Raw genomic sequence first — 17,645 nt, forward strand, 5'->3', positions numbered from 1 at the left:
CTACACAGGTAGTATATATCGAATATTAAATTGATATAGATATAGTAATCTATGTGCTAGAGAGTGCACCAGAACAACTACTGCCTTGCCCTGCAGTGCAGCCGTAGCAATGATTGCCGGTCTTAATGGCTAAATCAGTTACATTGGTGGAAAATAAATCACTTATATGCAGTGGGCGTTTAGCTTTTGAATGTAATGGCTCCTCGAGCATCTGATTAAAATCGCAATCATAGACATTACCCTGCCAATCAATACTGACAGTATCTTTGCACATTACAGTAGACAAATTTGCTGTTTGATGATTGTTGCGCAATGTATTCATATAGCTTTCGAAATGCCCCGTCGATAGAAGGCTGCTGCCAAAGCGCTGGATAGGCATATTAGTTATTACGAACAGCTCATTGAAATAAATGCCGTAATCTTGCGACAAACGTTTTTTGTACTCTTGTTCTAATTCTACTTGTGATGGAGGTAACACTGGACCGCTTGGGTTAAACACCAGATGTAAATTTAGCTTTTTATTTTCAGCGTAACCGAGCTTATTTAGTAGTTGCAATGCTTCTATGCTAAGAGAAAATACACCTTTGCCACGCTGTTTGTTGACATTCTCTTCTGTATAGCAAGGTAGTGACGCAACAATTTCTACTTGGTTATCGGCTAAAAATTTAGCTAAATCTTCTTGCTTAGGCTCAAACAAGATAGTCAGATTACATCGGTCACGAACAGTAACGTTAGCATTATTTGCAGCGACAACAAGTTGACGAAAACGTGGGTGTAATTCAGGTGCGCCACCCGTCACATCAAGTAGGGCAACATTATGTTCTGAGATGTATTCAATCACTAGGTCTAAGGTTTCATCATCCATCATCTCTGTGCGAGTTGGACCAGCATTGACATGGCAATGAGTACACGATTGATTACACTTGTAGCCAAGGTTGACTTGTAGTGTGGTTAATTGATTGCGCCTAATTGAGGGGAAATCACTAGGGAATAATAAATGTTTTGTTTCACGCATAAAGTTAGCCTAAAAGATTACCCTAGTCTCCACGCCTGGAATTTTTTTAATAATCCAATGGTGCGTGCTGTTAGTTTAGAACGACGCCACTTCCCAGCCACCATGCGATTAATTTCACTTCTAGTAGGGTAGATGTGTACGGTCTTCAATATTTTATTAAGGCCTAAGCCATTTGTTTTGGCAAGCACAAATTCAGCGATTAGTTCACTTGCGTGCTCACCGACAATACATACACCTAATATCTTGTCGCTATTGATCGGTGTTATTACTTTTATGAATCCGGTGGTTGCATTATCGGTAATTGCACGATCAATATCATCCATAGGAAAAGTAGTGACTTGATAATCAATGCCTTGTTTAATTGCTTGTTTTTCTGTGATGCCAACACTGGTTATTTCAGGGTCTGTAAATACTGCGCGAGGAATATTATTTAATGTGCACTTAAACTTTTTGATCGGATGGAAAAGCGCATTAAATGCAGCATACCAAGCTTGGTGTGATGCTGTATGGGTATACTGCATTGGGCTTGTTACATCACCACAAGCATAAATATTGGAATATTTAGTTTGTAATGTATCGTTAGTTACTAAACGGCCTTGCTTGTTAATCTCTAGGTCAAGTAAGTCTAACCCATCCAAATTAGCTTTCCTGCCGGTTGCAATTAACAAATGTGTAAAGCTAATAGTTCTAATTCCATTGTCTTGCGATCCTACTAGAGAATAATTATCGTAGTCGTTAATAAATTTATCAGAAATAAAATTTGTTAATAATGTGACATTGTCTTTCAGTAACGACGTCTCAACGAGTTTAGATGCTTGTTCTTCTTCATTGGGGAGAATAGTTGAGTGTTTGTGCACAATAGTCACGTCTGAACCAAGGCGAGCAAATGCCTGGCCTAGTTCGCAACCAATTGGGCCTGCTCCAATCACTAACAACTTTTTTGGTAATTCTGTAAGTGACCAAACAGTATCGGTAGTTAAATAAGGTATTCGGTCTAAATCTGTTATATGTGGCAGTGCCGGTGTGGCGCCAGTGGATATGATGATATTTTTTGTTGTAAGAATTTTGTCATTTACTTTTACTTGCCAAGGTGACAATACGGTAGCATTACCTTGTTCGCAATGAACACCTAATTCGGTGTATCGTGATACTGAATCTTTTGGTTCTATAACAGAAATTTTGTTATGAACCCTAGCCATTATATTTTTAAATTCGAACTCATAGTTTGCCATAGACAAACCATATGATGAGAAGTCTTTGATATCAGCAATAAACTTCGCACTGCGCAAAATTGACTTAGAAGGAACACATCCGGTATTTAAACAATCCCCACCCATTTGGTGTCTTTCAATAAGAGCAACTTTGCCTTGTAGGGTACTCGTCGTATATGCTGCGACTAAGCCTGCTGATCCACCTCCTAGTACTACAGTGTTGTATTCGAAAGAATGAGGTCTTTTGAATTTTTTATACACACGTCTACTTTTTAATATAGACATAATGCCTTTAGTAATGAATGGTAAAATAGCAAGCAATATCAAAGCGAAAATCAGTGATGGAGAAGCAATATCGCTTGGCGAAGAAATTTTAGCTATCTGTGTGCCCGCATTTACATATACTAAAGTAGCTGGGAACATGCCTAGTTGACTTACCCAATAGAAGGTAAATGCACGGATAGGTGTTAGCGCCATTGCCAAGTTAACCAAAAAGAATGGAAATGCAGGAACTAGGCGTAAGAACAAAAGATAAAAAGCACCATCTTTTTCAACTTTTCGATTTATAAGCTCTAGTCGGTCAGAAAATTTATTTTGTATAAAGTCATGTAAAAAATAGCGTGCAACTAGATACGCGAGCAGTGCGCCAATGGTTGATGCAAATGAAACTAATATGGTGCCTTGAGTTAAGCCAAACAGTGCACCACCAGCTAGGGTGAATATAAAAGCTCCAGGCACAGAAACACCTGTTGCAATAACATATATTGAAAAGAATATAGCCGCTGCAGTGAAAGGCTTGTTGTTTACTAGCAACTGCAATTCGGACTGGCGTTCTTTTAATTCATTGAACGTCAGGTAGTTGCCGGCATCAAAATAAGTAACGCTAAAAATAATCGAGGCAGCGATCACTAAAAATATTATAATTCTTTTCACGATAAGCTATAAGTTATATTTACCTGATAATAGACCTGTCTATAGTGGTTAAGCTTACAGCAAGTGTTTGTAATATGGGCAATTATTGATGTAACAACGTCAAATATAAAAGATACAGTATAAAGAAGGGAAGCTATGCTATGCGTTTAGTCAGTTGTGAGTATGAAAACAAGATCTGGTTAGGGGTTGAACAAGGAGAGCGAATATTTCTTCCGAATAAACACCCTAAATGGAACTCTGCTATTGATTCTATGCTTTTGCTATTAGATGCGGGTGGTTCTGCATGGGCTGAACTGGCAACGATCAGCCAAGATCCAGACGATGTTTACTACCTGTCATCTGATCAAGTAACGCTATGCTCGCCTATCCCAAGACCGAGACAAAATGTTATATGTCTTGGATTGAACTATGTAGATCATGTGTCAGAAACTGCGGGAGCAAAACAAGAAGAAGTGAAACTACCTAGGTCGCCAATTGTATTTACTAAGGCTGCTAATAGTATGAATGGACCATATAGTGATATTGAAATTAATACAAATGTATCTGCGAAAATGGATTGGGAAGCAGAGTTAGGTGTGATCATAGGTAAGTCAGGATTTGGTATAAAAGAACAAGATGCAATGAAACATGTATTTGGCTATACCGTCATTAATGATGTCACTGCTCGCGATAGACAAAAATGGCATAAGCAGTTTTATATTGGTAAAAGTTACCGTGGTTGCTGTCCAATGGGACCTGCTATTGTTACTTCCGATGAAATTCAAGACCCCCACGATTTACAGTTGCGTAGCTGGGTAAATGGAGAATTAAAGCAAGATTCGAATACCAAACATCAAATTTTCTCAATTGCCAATGTTATTTCGGTATTATCACAGGGAATGGAGTTAGAAGCTGGGGATATTATCGCAACAGGCACCCCGAGTGGAGTTGGTTACGCGCGTACTCCTCCAGAGTTTCTAATGCCTGGTGATGTCGTTGAGTGCGAAGTAGCAAAAATTGGTAAAATTTCCAATAGAATTACAGAGAGTAAATAACCGTTAAGTCATTCTGGTGGTTTATAACAGCAATAAAATTTGTGTATAAGCTAGATTTAACTGTTAAAAGTTAATTGATCAAACTGCAGCGTGTTGGGAGTTGCTATGATTAAAGATAAAATGCTGAAACCGGTTGAACTAGAGTTCAATGGTAAAGCTGGTGAGTATTTTCGTATATGGATTGTTAATGTCTTGCTCAGCATTGTCACTTTAGGTATTTATTCGGCCTGGGCAAAAGTGCGCAATAAACAGTACTTTTATGGCAACACTATTCTTGATGGTTCACCATTTGAATATGGTGCGAGTCCGATAGCAATCCTGAAGGGGCGTATTGTTGTTGTCGCTGTCTTGGCGGCTGTATCTATATTGTCTCAGATTTTCCCTCTAGCTAACGCTATATTTTTTATCGTATTTTTTATTGTGCTGCCATGGTTAGTGATGCGCAGCCTAATGTTTAATGCGCGCTATTCTTCTTATCGAAACTTAAATTTTTCGTTTGAAAAAAATCTATCTGGTGCTGTAAAAACGTTCATTGGTATAGGCCTCTTGGTAATAGTGACTCTAGGCTTGGCGTATCCGTTTTATACACATGCAATTCAAAAGTATCGGGTTGATAATCATGGCTATGGTCAATATGTATTTCACTTTAAAAAATCTGCAAAAGCATTTTATAAATATTATTTCATTGGTCTGGTGATTGTATTGGCAACGCTAATATTAGTTAGTCTATTATTTGGTGGAGCAATGTCTTCATTTGTGGGGTCGTTCAATTCAGACCCTGAGTCAATTCCAAGCATAAACCCATTGACAACAATAACATTGCTATTGATGTCAATGATTTACTTGATAGGATATTTCGCTGCATATGCCTACGTGCAGACCAGAGTGTTTAATACAGTTTGGTCTAATACATCACTTAATAAAGCTTCAGCACATTTGCTTACAGTGCCAACTGTGCCATTGATGGCGTTTAAAGGGACGCTTAAAACGAACAAAATGCTCTACATTTACTTGACCAACACACTAGGGATAATTATCAGTTTTGGATTACTAATTCCTTGGGCTAAAATAAGACTTGCTAGGTATAGAATTAATAATATAGAAGTATCATCTATTGCAGATCTAAAAATAATTATCGCTACTCAAAGAGAAAAGGTAGGGACAATAGGTAGTGAAATGGGTGATTTATTAGATATAGATATTGCTATGTAATGCAGATGAGAAAAAAGCCGCACAATGAAATTTGAGGCGACATATTATGATGGGGTACATCCTGTAGTAAATAAAGTTACTGTGCTAGTTAGTAGTAATGGTAAAGCTAATTTTATTGGCGCTGAGATATCATATAACTGTCACTGGCAAGATATTTTAGTGGGTAACCAATTGGGTAATACAGCAAGAAGTTTGCAGCTGCCAAATGGTGCAAAATGTGAGTCTTTTGCGCAGAAAGAAATTAACCAACTACAAAATCAGTTTTCTGCTTCAGTTATTAGTCGGTATATACATAAACTAGAATCGCATTGGTATTATGTGCTAACGGCATCATTGGTAGTTGCAGTATTCACATGGGGCATGATTGTCTATGGCATACCATCGCTGGCAAAAACTGTGGCGCATGCATTACCGGTAAGTATTGATGAACGTCTTGCAGAAGGCACGCTTACCATACTGGATGAACGACTATTAAAAGCATCAGAGCTTGACAAAAAAATTCAATCTCGATTACAAGATAAGTTTTTAGAGATGGTCAGAAATACACAAGATGATCACAATTTCCAATTATTATTTAGAAAAGGTTTGGGTGCAAATGCTTTTGCGTTACCTTCAGGACATGTGGTTGTGACTGATGAGTTGGTTGAAATCGCAGATAATGATGATGAAATACTAGCAGTGCTTGCGCATGAAATTGGTCACGTAGTACATGAGCATGGTTTACGTTCGGTGTTACAGAGCTCTGCAGTAGCACTTTTATTAACTGCAGTTACCGGGGATATAAGTTCTACAAGTGGATTTGCGGCTGCAATGCCCATTATCTTATTAGAAACTAGTTATTCTCGTAAATTTGAGTTAGAAGCAGATGAATATGCATTAGACTATATGCAAGCGTATAATATCGACACAAAACACTTTGCGACTATATTGGAAAAAATCACTGGAATTGAAGATAGTCTAATGCAAGATAATGCATTCTCATATTTATCAACACATCCTGCAACATATGAACGCATACAGCCTTTCATTGATAACAGTATAACTAAGTAGTAAAAAGAAAGTTCCATATAACCTCTGTTCTTTTAATAGAACAGCATGTAAAACATATCATGTTGACATCATTTAAAGCACGTTGGTCTGCGGACGGCGGATATAGAGAAGTATTAATTATTGCAGTGCCATTGATACTCAGTACCGGGGCCTGGAGTTTATTGTTATTCGTAGATCGTATGTTCTTGTCCTGGTATTCGTCTGATGCCATTGCAGCAGCGATGCCTGCTGGCATGGCAAGTTTTGCAATGATGTGTTTATTCATTGGAACAGCTGCATATGTGAATACATTTGTTGCCCAATATTTTGGAGCTAAAGAAGAAGAAAACATTGGTGCGGTGATGTGGCAGGGAATTTACTTAAGTGGTATGTCTATATTGATCGTTATACCAGCTTACCTCTTGGCAGAGGATTTTTTTGCGCTTATTGGCCATTCAATATCTCTTCAGTCATTAGAAGTAGATTATTTTAAGTTGTTAATGTATTCCGCTGTATTCGTTGTGTTGAATAATACCCTGTCTAGTTTTTTTTCAGGTTTAGGTAAAACGATGGTAGTGATGTGGGTAAGCGTGTTGATCACAATGATAAATATCTTATTAGATTACTTGCTTATATTTGGCAATCTTGGTTTTCCTGGAATGGGTATTCGGGGTGCTGCAACTGCGACTAATATTGCTGTCATTACAGGCTCATTGGTTTTGGTGTTGTTGATATTCCAAGCTAAATATAGAGAACGATTTCAATTGTTGTCTACATGGCGGTTTGATAAACAGTTATTTAATCGTCTAATTTATTTTGGCTTTCCAAATGGCTTGCGATTGTTTATAGATATGTCAGCATTCACAGCGTTTTTAATGTTTGTTGGCACATTGGGCACACGTGAACTTGCAGCAAGTAATATTGCATTCAATATTAATGCACTCTCATTTTTGCCAATGGTGGGTTTAATGATTGGGGTAGCTGTCGTTGTTGGACAAAGGCTGGGTGAGAATAAGCCACATCTTGCTGAGAAGGCGACGTGGTCAGCGATACATATAGCACTTCTATTCTTTGGGTTGCTAGCTATTATGTATTTGTCTATTCCTCAGGTATTCATTTATCCATTTACATTGAATGGTGGCTTGGGAGATATGTATGGAAGTGTCGATATGATAGTCATATTACTAAAGTTTATTGCTTTTTTTGGGATGTTTGATGCGTTGTTCCTTGTATTTCTTGGGGCTCTTGAAGGTGCGGGGGATACCCGATTTATTATGAAGATGAGTTTTATAATTTCAGTATTGTTGTTGGTTGTTCCTTGTTATTTATATATCAGTCATTATCAAGCCAACATTTATGTGCTTTGGTCGATTATTACTATAAATGTCATTATCTATTGTCTAGTGTTCTTTAAGCGTTTTTATAAAGGCTCATGGAAAAAAATGAGTGTGATTCATTAAGCAACTTAGAGTAATGCTATCTAATCAAGCGGTTGAAGCACAAGCTTAGTGCGATATGCGCTGAGTCAATTTTCTTAAGACGATAACTTATTGAAACTTTTAGTTTATAATGTAGGCATAAGAATTGCTGTTACTTAATATATGTCAGCAATAGCCTCCCTGTTCTGACTAAGCTCTTAGCCCCGCCCAGACCCTGCGGGGCTTTTTTGTGTCTGAGAAATTGAGCGCAGTTATAGATATATAAAATAGATTGTTTAGATTAATTTAATTCAATTTACTGATAATATATTTTCCTTCATTATTTACTACGCAAGTTAGCTGAAGCAGCTATTTGCATTTATCGCAAACGAACTATAAATAGCAAATGATTATGATGGTGTTAACTATTTATCTATAGAATAAAGATGGACTGGTAGGTGGAGTGCAAACTCAAAAGCCGCCGTTGTACATATCAGGTCACGCAGATCCATATGACTAATATGAAAACATTATGAAAAATTCAATCTTAAAAATCTTCGGAGGGGTATCTTTAGTGTTAGGTCTCCTGGGAGCAATAGTGCCATTATTACCTTCCACTTGTTTTATATTGTTAGCTACATGGGCATTCAGCAAATCATCACCAAAATTCCATAGCTGGTTAACTCAGCGCTCTCCTTTTTCATCCACCATTAAAAACTGGCAGAAACATCGCGTTGTGCCAAAACAGGCGAAAGTGGCCGCGGGTTTTTCACTAGTCACTTCTTTTATAATAACGTATATGTTTGTAAAAAATGAAAATGTGTTGATAGCCTTAGGTTTAGGTATGATTGTGTTGCTAGGTTATCTTCTAACACGAAAAAGTCTAGTGAATAACGAAATTAAGTACTCACACATTGACGAATCACATCAGCGAGCAAATAAAACTCTTTTTTTCGTACGCTAGATTTGCGCCAAGATAAACCTATTTCGCGAAAAGACTTATCTTTTAATTCAGAAGTAAGTACTTTAGTTTGTTTGAGTAAACCGCTATCTACTGCCATTTGTGGGACAAAAGTAATACCTAAATCGCTATCTACCATTTGCACAAGAGTATATAAGCTACTAGCGGAGAACCTACTAATCTTTTCTTTTTTGCTTAAGTTGCATGCACTCATTGCATGGTCGCGTAAGCAATGGCCATCTTCCAATAATAATATTGATTCTTTGTTTAATTTATTTGGTGAGAAATTATCTGGATCAATTAATTTGGTGCCTTTGCGGTAAGCTAGCTTAAATGGGTCGTTAAATATGCTAATTGATTCAGTGCTGATTAAATCAACTGGCAATGCTAATAATATAATATCAAGTTCACCATCGAGCAATAATTGATGAATTCGAGTGGTCTGTTCCTCTTTTAAATATAGCTCTAGTTTTGGATATTTCTTACGAATAGCGGGAAGAATGCGCGGCAACAAGAAAGGTGCAATTGTTGGAATAATCCCCATCTTTAGTTGTCCGCATAGCGGTTCTTGATTTGATTTTGCGATATCGATAATGCCCTCTATGTCAAATATAGCTAAACGCGCTTGCTGAGCAATTAAAGTGCCTGAGGAGGTAAATACTACGCTTCGGTTAGTGCGATCAACCAGTGATATATTTAGGGTACTTTCAAGTTCCTTTATTGCGACACTAAATGCGGACTGTGTAACAAAGCAAGCTTCAGCTGCTTTCCCAAAGTGCAGGTACTTTTCCAGTGCGATTAGATAGCGGAGTTGTTTTACAGTGGGTAAATTAACCATGAGTAAAATATATCGTAATAACTCAAATAATCAAAATTATTTACAATCGACACAGAGCTGAATTAAATAAATGTGGGCTAATCAAATAGCTATTTAGTTAGATAAGATTGCATCTCGCCAAAAACAGTTGAGGTATATTTAGAATTTTCACGTGTAATTAGTACACCTGATAAATTATGTTGTTTAGATAGTGAATAACTCTTTTCCGCTCCTACTACCATGAATGCAGTTGCCCACGCATCAGCGATAGCAGTTGATTTGTGTAATACAGTCGCTGAACCTAGGTTGTGACGAACAGGGTACCCGCTTCGTGGATCAATTGCGTGAGAGTAATGTTTGCCATTATGAATAATGAAATTTCTATAATCTCCAGAAGTAGCTACCCCTACATTATTAAGAGAAATTATCTGTTCAATATCTCCGCGTTGAAAATCTGGGGTTTCTATACCGATGCGCCATGGGTTACCGTGAGGCGCGATGCCTGAGCCTTTAACTTCACCGCCAATCTCAACCATGTAGTTAATGATATTATGTTGGTTAAGAATCTTAGCTATTTCGTCAACAGCATAGCCCTTAGCAATGGCAGACAAATCGACGTATAAGTCAATAATTTTTTTATTCAAAGCAGGTGGATCAATGCGAACATCTAGATGTTGATAACCAATACTTCGTTTAGCAATCTTTATTTCAGTATCTGTGGGAAATGTAAAGTTGGTATTGCTAGGACCAAATCCCCATAAATTAACCAACGGACCAACTGTAACATCAAATGCACCATCAGTAAGTCTGCTAATTGATAGTGATAGTTCTACTAACTGTGCTAGTTCTTCATCAACAGCATGCCATCCTGTTTCACGCGATTGATTAAAACCACTTAATTGTGAATTGGGAATATAGGTCGACATTAAAGAGTTAATACGATCAAGGCGTAGTTCAATAATATCTTTTAATTCTGAGGTAGAAATTGAAGTGGAAGTGTCAGCCCATTGAACGCTATAACTAGTTCCCATGGTTTGGCCTGTAATTTGTGTACCGACATGATTAGAGTCACATGAGGATAATAGAAAAATTACGCATGCAGATAGTATTAGTAAATAAAATTTTACAACAAACAACATAGGATATTTAAACGTTAACTGAGTTAGTATACGTAATAGTATGAGGCGTTTATTTCAGAACATTATAAAATTCTGAAATTGGTGCAATCATGCTAGCAGGGTACTTATTAAAAATACAATTATACAGTATCAGGGGGGGAATGATGGTTTACACCCGGAAATCACCGGCATTACTAGTTATAGGTATAGTGATGTTTGCTATTTGGTGGGCAACAACTAGCGGGTTGCTTGCACCAGTCATTAGTTTTTTACTCATCGACAAAAAATACTCAAACGAACTGGCAACATTGCCTCTGTACTTTGGGCTGATAGCGATTGTTATTGGTATCTTAGTGTGGGGAATTAAGCAAAAGGAGGGTAATGTAGATTACATCTTAGGGACAGCTGCTGGTGGCATGTTTATTTTATTAATAGCCATGTTAGTGCGTTGGTTTGTAGCGCCTGTTGTTGCATTACTTGGAACCATGTTAGGGAAAGTGGGAGAGACTGGTAAATATATTCACGAATTATTAGGTCTTAACTACGTGGTGATAGGAATTATTGCGGGAATATTAATAGTTAATGTATTTAAAATACCTGGGTGGGCTGAGCATGGTATTCGTTTGGCAAGATTGGCATTGAAAACAGGTGTGATACTGTTGGGTACGCTTTATAGCCTTGCGGAGCTGCAACAACTGGGAAAACTCTCCTTCATACTAATTGGAGTATTTGTACTAGGATCAGTAGGAATTGTATTGTGGTTGAGTAAACGACGAAAAGTTTCACACTCAATGGGTGGAGTATTGTCCGCTGGCATTGGCGTATGTGGTGTGTCTGCTACGGTTGCAGCCGCGCCAGTAGTAAAAGCAAAATCGGTCGAGATCGCTTATACCATTGGTACAATATTATTATGGGGTGTCGGTTGTATGTTCGTGTTCCCAATTATTGGAAATTTATTAGACATGGGGCATGTCCAATTTGGCGCATGGGCAGGAACAGGCATACTTAATTCCGCTCAAGTGGCTGGTGCAGCATTAGCGTTTCAGCCAGATGGGATAGAAACATTAAAGGTAGCCGAAATATTTAATATCACACGCGTACTATTTCTACCAGTGATCGTTCTATGGCTAGCATTATGGTATGTGAAGCAAGAACAAACGACTACAGATGTCAATGTTGGTCTAGTAGTGATAGAGAAATTCCCAGTGTTTGTTTTAGGATTCATATTAATGTTCGCATTATCATCAACTGGAATTTTCGCACCTGCAAATCATTACAAAGGGAAATACTTTGATAATAATGTTTCAGAAGACAAGCTATTAACAAATGAACAATTGTCAGTATTGTTTTCTGAGTCTAGCAAGGTGGAAAGAGAAGATAGGCAAAAGGCACTTGTAAGGCTGATTGAAAATAGAAAAGTAATGTCGATTGAAGATGATGATGCGATAAGAGGCTTAGTCAATGCGGCCATATTGTCAAAACAAGCGAATAGGATTTTAAAGAGCGCACATAAAAATGTACGCCATAGTGCCAAGAAAATTAAAAAATTCAGACAGTGGATTACTTGGCTGTTTGCTTTTGGATTGGTTGGGCTGGGTATGCAAATTACAGTCTCAGCAATGAAGCAGGCTGGCGGGCAACCGGCTGTTATTGGAGGGGTAGTTGGTATATTGAAAGCAGTGTTGTCATTGCTTGTTGTATTAATGTTTGTAGAAGAAACAATTTGAGGTGAGAAATGGATAATAAGTTTGAACATGGTTCATCGTTATCGATATTTAATAGCGATCGCATGGAGGATGTTGCCGCATTAGTATGTGCATTACTGATCGCATTAGTTGTGTATCTTACTGTTTAGTAGTATGAAAAATTTATTAGCAAGCCATGGCAGCCCTGGCAGTATTGCAGCTGAAGATGCTGCGATTGCCTTATGCGATGAAGGTGACGAGCTGGATCATCTTGTAGTTATCCCTTTATGGTGGGCAAATATGACAGGGGATGATTGGCTTAATAACGGTGTTAGTCGAAATCGATACTGCTCATATCTCGAAAGTGAGCTAAACGATGAATGTGATAAATCGGTAATGCGTGTTTATGAAAAATGCCAGCAAAAAAATATACATTATCACTCTATAGTCATGCTTGGTGAGACAGAAAAATTACTACAAAAGTTTGGAAGTGATGAAAAATATAAAAAAGTGATTGTTGGTAGTCATCGTCCTAAATATATGAGTGGACTTAAAGATATAATGCTGACGCATAGAGTAATAAGGAAACTGGGTCAGCGTATTGAGGTAATTGCTCATCCATATGCTTGCTAACTCACCTAAACCGGAGTTTGATAATGCTGCATGGGTAAGAATAAAGACAAATCTAGATGTAAAAACATTATTTGAGTTTTGTCAGCAAGTAGAAAGATTATTTCGATTAAATCCTTATCTTATTTTCAATCATTGGCAACAAAATGCTAAAACAAGTATAACTGCAGTCTGGGAAAATCATAGCAATAAGAAAGTGTATCAAATTGATACATGTATTGAGCTAGAGATTAAAGACAATGAAATATGCGCCAAGTATCAATCTGGTGTTAAGAGCGAAACATATTTTATTGTTGAGCCTAGTGGGCAATCTGCGGACCTAGTAATTATTGATCGCTATAGATCTAGTGGAAATGATAGCTTAGATGAAGTAGATAAGAGCATCCATGCTTGGGGGAAAGGCCTACACAAATTCTTTAAACAATATTCTCGATTAAGGCATATTCCTTATTCAGAATATATTATTGATAAATATTGGATACGCCTAACGCCGATGGCGAGAAGGATAATCTATATTTTGTTAGTTGTAACAGCGGTGGAAATTATTGCTTTGGTTCTTTTGGTTTTAATACTAGCTAATCACTGAGACAACATGAATGTTGTCTCAGTTATAATTACTGCGAAGATTAAATTTTTCCGTCTAAACCCATTTGGTAATATTTATGGGTGATTTCTTCTTGGTTTTCCAATAGCCAATCAATATCAGGTTCATTATTCATAGCTTTATGGATTGCTCCAGCCATCGCTTTACGATGAATATCAAATAAAATTTTATGATCTAAATCATCAGTGGTTGCTACCATTGGGTTTAACCAAACAGAAACAATGATACCTAAGTCATTGGCTTTTTCTTTAGGTATGTCACCGCTTCGTACGGCATCTAATACACCATTTGCGATTGCGGCTTGTACCGTACCCATTAAAATATTGGTGTAGCGTTCATTTTTAACTGTTACTTTACTTACCATTAAAGTAGACGGGCGTACTTGAATATCTGTATTCATGATAGCGAGCACACGTGAATGCCCTTTTACTTGGTCACCAAGTAATGTGGCAAACGCTGTTCCTACAGGACCGTCTAATTCTCCAATAATGACTTCGGGTTCTGCAGCAGTGCCGGCAGGCCCTCCTGCTACAAGTGATTCGCCAACGCGCATTACGATTCGATCTGACATAGTTATGATGCTCCTTAAGGTATATTAAATAAAAAGATAACGCGACAGCTCGATACTATCGCTAAGTGTATTTGTGGGTTGTATCGGTGAGCTTATTTATTTAGCACGAACCAATTCGACGACCCTTCCATTCCATTTGCATAGACATAGATTGGCCTTGTATATCCATGTTCATTTGCATGTTGCCTGAACCAGAGTCTCCATTGGAATTAAATGATCCTTGGCCTGTCATGGCGCCGCCAGGAGTATTGCACTGCATGGACCAATTTAGTGTATTCCCACTCACATTTGAGTCGATTATAGAACATTCGCCGTCATCACTTGGGGCTAGACTTTCAGGGCTTATTTGTGAATCTTCCATACACTCTTGTTGAGTATTAACGCGTGGTTGTGGAAACATAGGAGAAGTCATTGTGGTGGTGACTTCCCATAAGCCTGTTTCAATAGAAATACTATTGCCAGCAATAGCTAGGTTGGTTGCGGATAAAGTCAGTAAGCTTGCAATGGTTAATGTTGTAATGCGCATATGTTCAGGGCCTATAATAGATTATATTCAAGTGCGTATTTTACAGGTTCTACCTGTGTCTACAATAAACAAACTTTGAGAATTAACATAACAATTACTAGCACGGCTATATGGATAAACGGCTAAGTATTATTCGCCATGCGAAATCTGATTGGTCGGCGGGCTGCAGAGATTTTGATAGAGCGTTAAATAAACGTGGTATTAATGATGCGCAGTTAATTGGTAAATATTTGAGTACCAATAAACAACGATTTGACAAGATTTATTGCAGTACCGCGAATCGTGCACAGCTGACTTTGCAGCAGTTAAATTTATTTATGAAATTGACTGATAATAGTATTCGCTATGAAGAATCACTCTATTTAGCTTCATTAACTCATTTGCTAGCATTTATTGGAAATGTAAGTAATGACTACAATCATATTGCGTTGATTGCGCATAACCCGGGTCTAACAGATCTGTGTAACTATTTAACAGGGGATCAACTCATTAATTTACCTACATGTGCGGTTTATACTATTCATTTCTGGGCTGATGAATGGAACGCTATAGGTTTTGAGAGTGGGACAAAAAAGTCTCTAGTCACACCTAAAATGATAAAAGATAAATAAATTGTAAGAAATCTTTGATCAGCACGATCTTATTAAAAGGAGTAATAGGAGCTGATTGTGAATAATAATAAATCTGTTAAATGGTATTTAGTTATATTTTTGCTGGCAACGAGTCAATATACATATGCCGAGCGCGTAAAAATACCTTCTGGTGAATTTGCAATGGGATGCTCATTGGGGGATGACCAGTGCGAAAATGATGAAGGTGAGCCTGGTGGTACAAAGGTTAATGTACCCGTGTTCTATCTGGATACCCACGAAGTCACTGTACAAGAATATCAAGCATGTATAGATGCTGAAAAATGTACAAAACCGAAAGATTATAAGCGCAATAAGTATTGCAATTTGAATGCTGACAATAGAGGGGATCATCCTATCAACTGCGTCGATTGGCAAGAAGCTGCTGATTATTGTGCATGGAGAAGAGGAAGACTTCCTTTTGAGCCAGAATGGGAAAAGGCGGCACGTGCTGGATCTTCATCAAGATACCCTTGGGGTCAAGAAGTGACGTGCGAACAAGCTATTGTAGATGATGGTAAAACATTTGGATCTGTTCCAAATGAGCCAGATGGTTGTGGTGAAGATAGAACATGGCCAGTCGCTAGTCGTGCACCGAATGCATTTGGATTATTTGACATGCATGGAAATGCCGGAGAATGGACTGGGAGCTGGTATGGTAAAAATGCAGTTTCTGAGCACTATGCAAAAAATAATCTAGCTGGTCCAAGTTCAGGGAAGCAACGTGTTGTGCGCGGTGGTTCTTGGGATGAAAGTCGAAAAAACTTGCGTAGCTCTTTCAGAAATGTAAAACCACCAGTAAGCGGTCGTAGTATTTACGGATCTATTGGATTTCGTTGTGCTTATGACGAATAAAGCATAATACATATAAATCACTCGCATTTAATCTTAGTTATTGACTAAAATTATTACTGTGAATAAATATATCTAAGTAGGACTGTATCCGTTACTTATTTGAAAGCTCGACTGCATGACATTAAAGGCTATGGGTAGTGAACCGCAAGGCTAATAATTTATTATGCCCGTTGTATTTACAAATTTTTATTAATTGATAGGCTCTAGCCTTAATAACTTCCCATTTTTTTCATCAGTAAGAATATATAAATACCCATCAGGCCCGTTGCGTACATCGCGAATACGTGCTGTTCCTTCAAGTAATATTTCCTGCTTAATGATTTTATCGCCTTTCATTACAATACGACGCAAGTGTTTTGATACTAGTGCACCAATGAATAAGTTTCCTTTCCATTGGGGAAATTGATTGCCTGTATAAAATGCCATTCCGCTAGGTGCTATAGAGGGGTCCCAATATACAATAGGTTGTTCCATGCCGTGAGAATGTGTTTTGTCAGATATAATTTCTCCGCTGTAATCGATACCATACGTAATTGCTGGCCATCCATAGTTTGCACCAGGTTTTAGTTTATTTACTTCATCGCCCCCGCGTGGACCATGTTCATGTGACCAAATAGTTTGATCAGAAGGTCTAATAGTGATTCCTTGAGGATTGCGATGTCCATATGAATATACTTCAGCTTGAATAGTCTTATGGCCCAAGAATGGGTTGTCTTTAGGTATTGTTCCATCATCGTTGATGCGAATAATGCTTCCTAAATGGTTGCTAGGTTTTTGTGCATCATGTAAGCGATCATAGCGATCACCAGTAGTAATATATAAAGTGCCATCAGCAGCAAATACTAATCTTGAACCATAATGAAGGCTGCCTTCTGTTTTTGGTTCGGCAATAAAAATAGTTTCAGTATCTTCCAGATTATTGTTGACCAATCGACCTTTGGCTACTTCAGTACTCGCGTTATTCTCATCACCCCCAGCATATGAAATATAAACTAAGTTGTTGGTGGCAAACTCGGGATGAATAGCGACATCTAATAATCCACCTTGACCTTTAACAAATATATTTTTGGGTAAGCCAACGATAGGATTAGGGTCAAGTTGGCCATTTTTTACAATTCTAAGTCGGCCTACTCGTTCAGTAATAAGAAAATCGCCATTTGGAAGAAAAGCCAATCCCCAAGGGCGATTCAATTTGTCTGTAATAGTATTTAGCTTGAAGAGATATTGATCAGAGCGATAAATATCTTGGGCAATTACAAGTAGTGGGGCTAAGTAAAGCAATAATATAGAGAAAAAAAATGTTAATTTATATAAAAAAATATATTTTCTATATAATATAAATGTTCGCTCCATGCTGATTACCAAATTATTCAACAGAGAAAATGAAAAGCATGTTG

Annotated in this window: 17 protein-coding genes; 10 read left to right on the forward strand and 7 right to left on the reverse strand. The window is 37.8% G+C overall.

From position 1 onward, the window contains the following. Positions 1 to 49: 49 nt before the first annotated feature. Positions 50 to 1,015: an arsenosugar biosynthesis radical SAM protein ArsS gene (gene arsS, locus R8G33_10540; GenBank protein MDW3096099.1), complete on the reverse strand. Its 966-nt coding sequence runs from the start codon at positions 1,013 to 1,015 to the stop codon at positions 50 to 52. 17 nt (positions 1,016 to 1,032) lie between these two features. Further along, positions 1,033 to 3,159 (reverse strand): FAD-dependent oxidoreductase, encoded by a 2,127-nt coding sequence (locus R8G33_10545; GenBank protein MDW3096100.1) that lies wholly within the window; start codon positions 3,157 to 3,159, stop codon positions 1,033 to 1,035. 140 nt (positions 3,160 to 3,299) lie between these two features. Between R8G33_10545 and R8G33_10550 the strand changes: the two genes are divergently transcribed. The 5 genes from R8G33_10550 (at position 3,300) to R8G33_10570 (ending at position 8,816) form a co-directional block, all read left to right on the forward strand. Further along, positions 3,300 to 4,193, forward strand: coding sequence for a fumarylacetoacetate hydrolase family protein (locus R8G33_10550; protein MDW3096101.1), 894 nt, complete (start codon positions 3,300 to 3,302; stop codon positions 4,191 to 4,193). Between the two features lie 105 nt (positions 4,194 to 4,298). Then, positions 4,299 to 5,405 (forward strand): YjgN family protein, encoded by a 1,107-nt coding sequence (locus R8G33_10555; protein ID MDW3096102.1) that lies wholly within the window; start codon positions 4,299 to 4,301, stop codon positions 5,403 to 5,405. Between the two features lie 24 nt (positions 5,406 to 5,429). Beyond that, entirely contained in the window at positions 5,430 to 6,455 is a 1,026-nt protein-coding gene (locus tag R8G33_10560) for a M48 family metallopeptidase (protein ID MDW3096103.1), read from the forward strand. 59 nt (positions 6,456 to 6,514) lie between these two features. Beyond that, positions 6,515 to 7,894 (forward strand): MATE family efflux transporter, encoded by a 1,380-nt coding sequence (locus tag R8G33_10565; GenBank protein ID MDW3096104.1) that lies wholly within the window; start codon positions 6,515 to 6,517, stop codon positions 7,892 to 7,894. Between the two features lie 490 nt (positions 7,895 to 8,384). Then, the gene (locus tag R8G33_10570) at positions 8,385 to 8,816 is read left to right on the forward strand and encodes a YbaN family protein (GenBank protein ID MDW3096105.1); all 432 of its coding nucleotides are present in this window, start codon (positions 8,385 to 8,387) and stop codon (positions 8,814 to 8,816) included. Here the strand turns inward: R8G33_10570 and R8G33_10575 are convergent. Then, positions 8,752 to 9,651 (reverse strand): LysR substrate-binding domain-containing protein, encoded by a 900-nt coding sequence (locus tag R8G33_10575; protein MDW3096106.1) that lies wholly within the window; start codon positions 9,649 to 9,651, stop codon positions 8,752 to 8,754. The two genes, R8G33_10570 and R8G33_10575, sit on opposite strands and share 65 nt — an antisense overlap. A gap of 89 nt (positions 9,652 to 9,740) precedes the next feature. Next, positions 9,741 to 10,661: an FAD:protein FMN transferase gene (locus R8G33_10580; GenBank protein ID MDW3096107.1), complete on the reverse strand. Its 921-nt coding sequence runs from the start codon at positions 10,659 to 10,661 to the stop codon at positions 9,741 to 9,743. Between the two features lie 248 nt (positions 10,662 to 10,909). Here R8G33_10580 and R8G33_10585 point away from each other — a divergent pair, with 248 nt between their 5' ends. The 3 genes from R8G33_10585 to R8G33_10595 all read left to right on the forward strand — a co-directional run bounded on the left by R8G33_10585 (position 10,910) and on the right by R8G33_10595 (position 13,649). After that, positions 10,910 to 12,475 carry a putative sulfate exporter family transporter gene (locus tag R8G33_10585; GenBank protein ID MDW3096108.1) on the forward strand — a complete coding sequence of 522 codons (1,566 nt, stop codon included), beginning with the start codon at positions 10,910 to 10,912 and terminating at the stop codon, positions 12,473 to 12,475. Between the two features lie 132 nt (positions 12,476 to 12,607). Continuing rightward, positions 12,608 to 13,066: a hypothetical protein gene (locus tag R8G33_10590; GenBank protein MDW3096109.1), complete on the forward strand. Its 459-nt coding sequence runs from the start codon at positions 12,608 to 12,610 to the stop codon at positions 13,064 to 13,066. Beyond that, positions 13,056 to 13,649 carry a hypothetical protein gene (locus tag R8G33_10595; protein ID MDW3096110.1) on the forward strand — a complete coding sequence of 198 codons (594 nt, stop codon included), beginning with the start codon at positions 13,056 to 13,058 and terminating at the stop codon, positions 13,647 to 13,649. The genes R8G33_10590 and R8G33_10595 overlap by 11 nt, the downstream gene beginning before the upstream one ends. Before the next feature lie 40 nt (positions 13,650 to 13,689). Here R8G33_10595 and fae read toward each other — a convergent pair whose 3' ends face one another. Beyond that, a complete protein-coding gene (gene fae, locus R8G33_10600; protein MDW3096111.1) occupies positions 13,690 to 14,238 on the reverse strand; it encodes a formaldehyde-activating enzyme in 549 nt (182 codons plus the stop codon). 100 nt (positions 14,239 to 14,338) lie between these two features. Then, complete coding sequence (locus R8G33_10605) at positions 14,339 to 14,764, reverse strand: DUF3617 family protein (protein MDW3096112.1); 426 nt, start codon at positions 14,762 to 14,764, stop codon at positions 14,339 to 14,341. Between the two features lie 110 nt (positions 14,765 to 14,874). Here R8G33_10605 and R8G33_10610 point away from each other — a divergent pair, with 110 nt between their 5' ends. Together R8G33_10610 and R8G33_10615 are read left to right on the forward strand one after the other, a co-directional pair. Beyond that, positions 14,875 to 15,375, forward strand: a complete 501-nt coding sequence (locus R8G33_10610) for a histidine phosphatase family protein (protein ID MDW3096113.1) — start codon at positions 14,875 to 14,877, stop codon at positions 15,373 to 15,375. Positions 15,376 to 15,432: 57 nt separating this feature from the next. Next, positions 15,433 to 16,248, forward strand: a complete 816-nt coding sequence (locus R8G33_10615; protein ID MDW3096114.1) for an SUMF1/EgtB/PvdO family nonheme iron enzyme — start codon at positions 15,433 to 15,435, stop codon at positions 16,246 to 16,248. A 189-nt stretch (positions 16,249 to 16,437) separates the two neighbouring features. Here the strand turns inward: R8G33_10615 and R8G33_10620 are convergent, their stop codons facing one another. Further along, positions 16,438 to 17,601 (reverse strand): PQQ-dependent sugar dehydrogenase, encoded by a 1,164-nt coding sequence (locus R8G33_10620; GenBank protein MDW3096115.1) that lies wholly within the window; start codon positions 17,599 to 17,601, stop codon positions 16,438 to 16,440. Positions 17,602 to 17,645 lie beyond the last annotated feature (44 nt).

The sequence above is a fragment of the Gammaproteobacteria bacterium genome (assembly GCA_033344735.1).
Taxonomy (GTDB): Bacteria; Pseudomonadota; Gammaproteobacteria; order UBA4575; family UBA4575; genus UBA1858.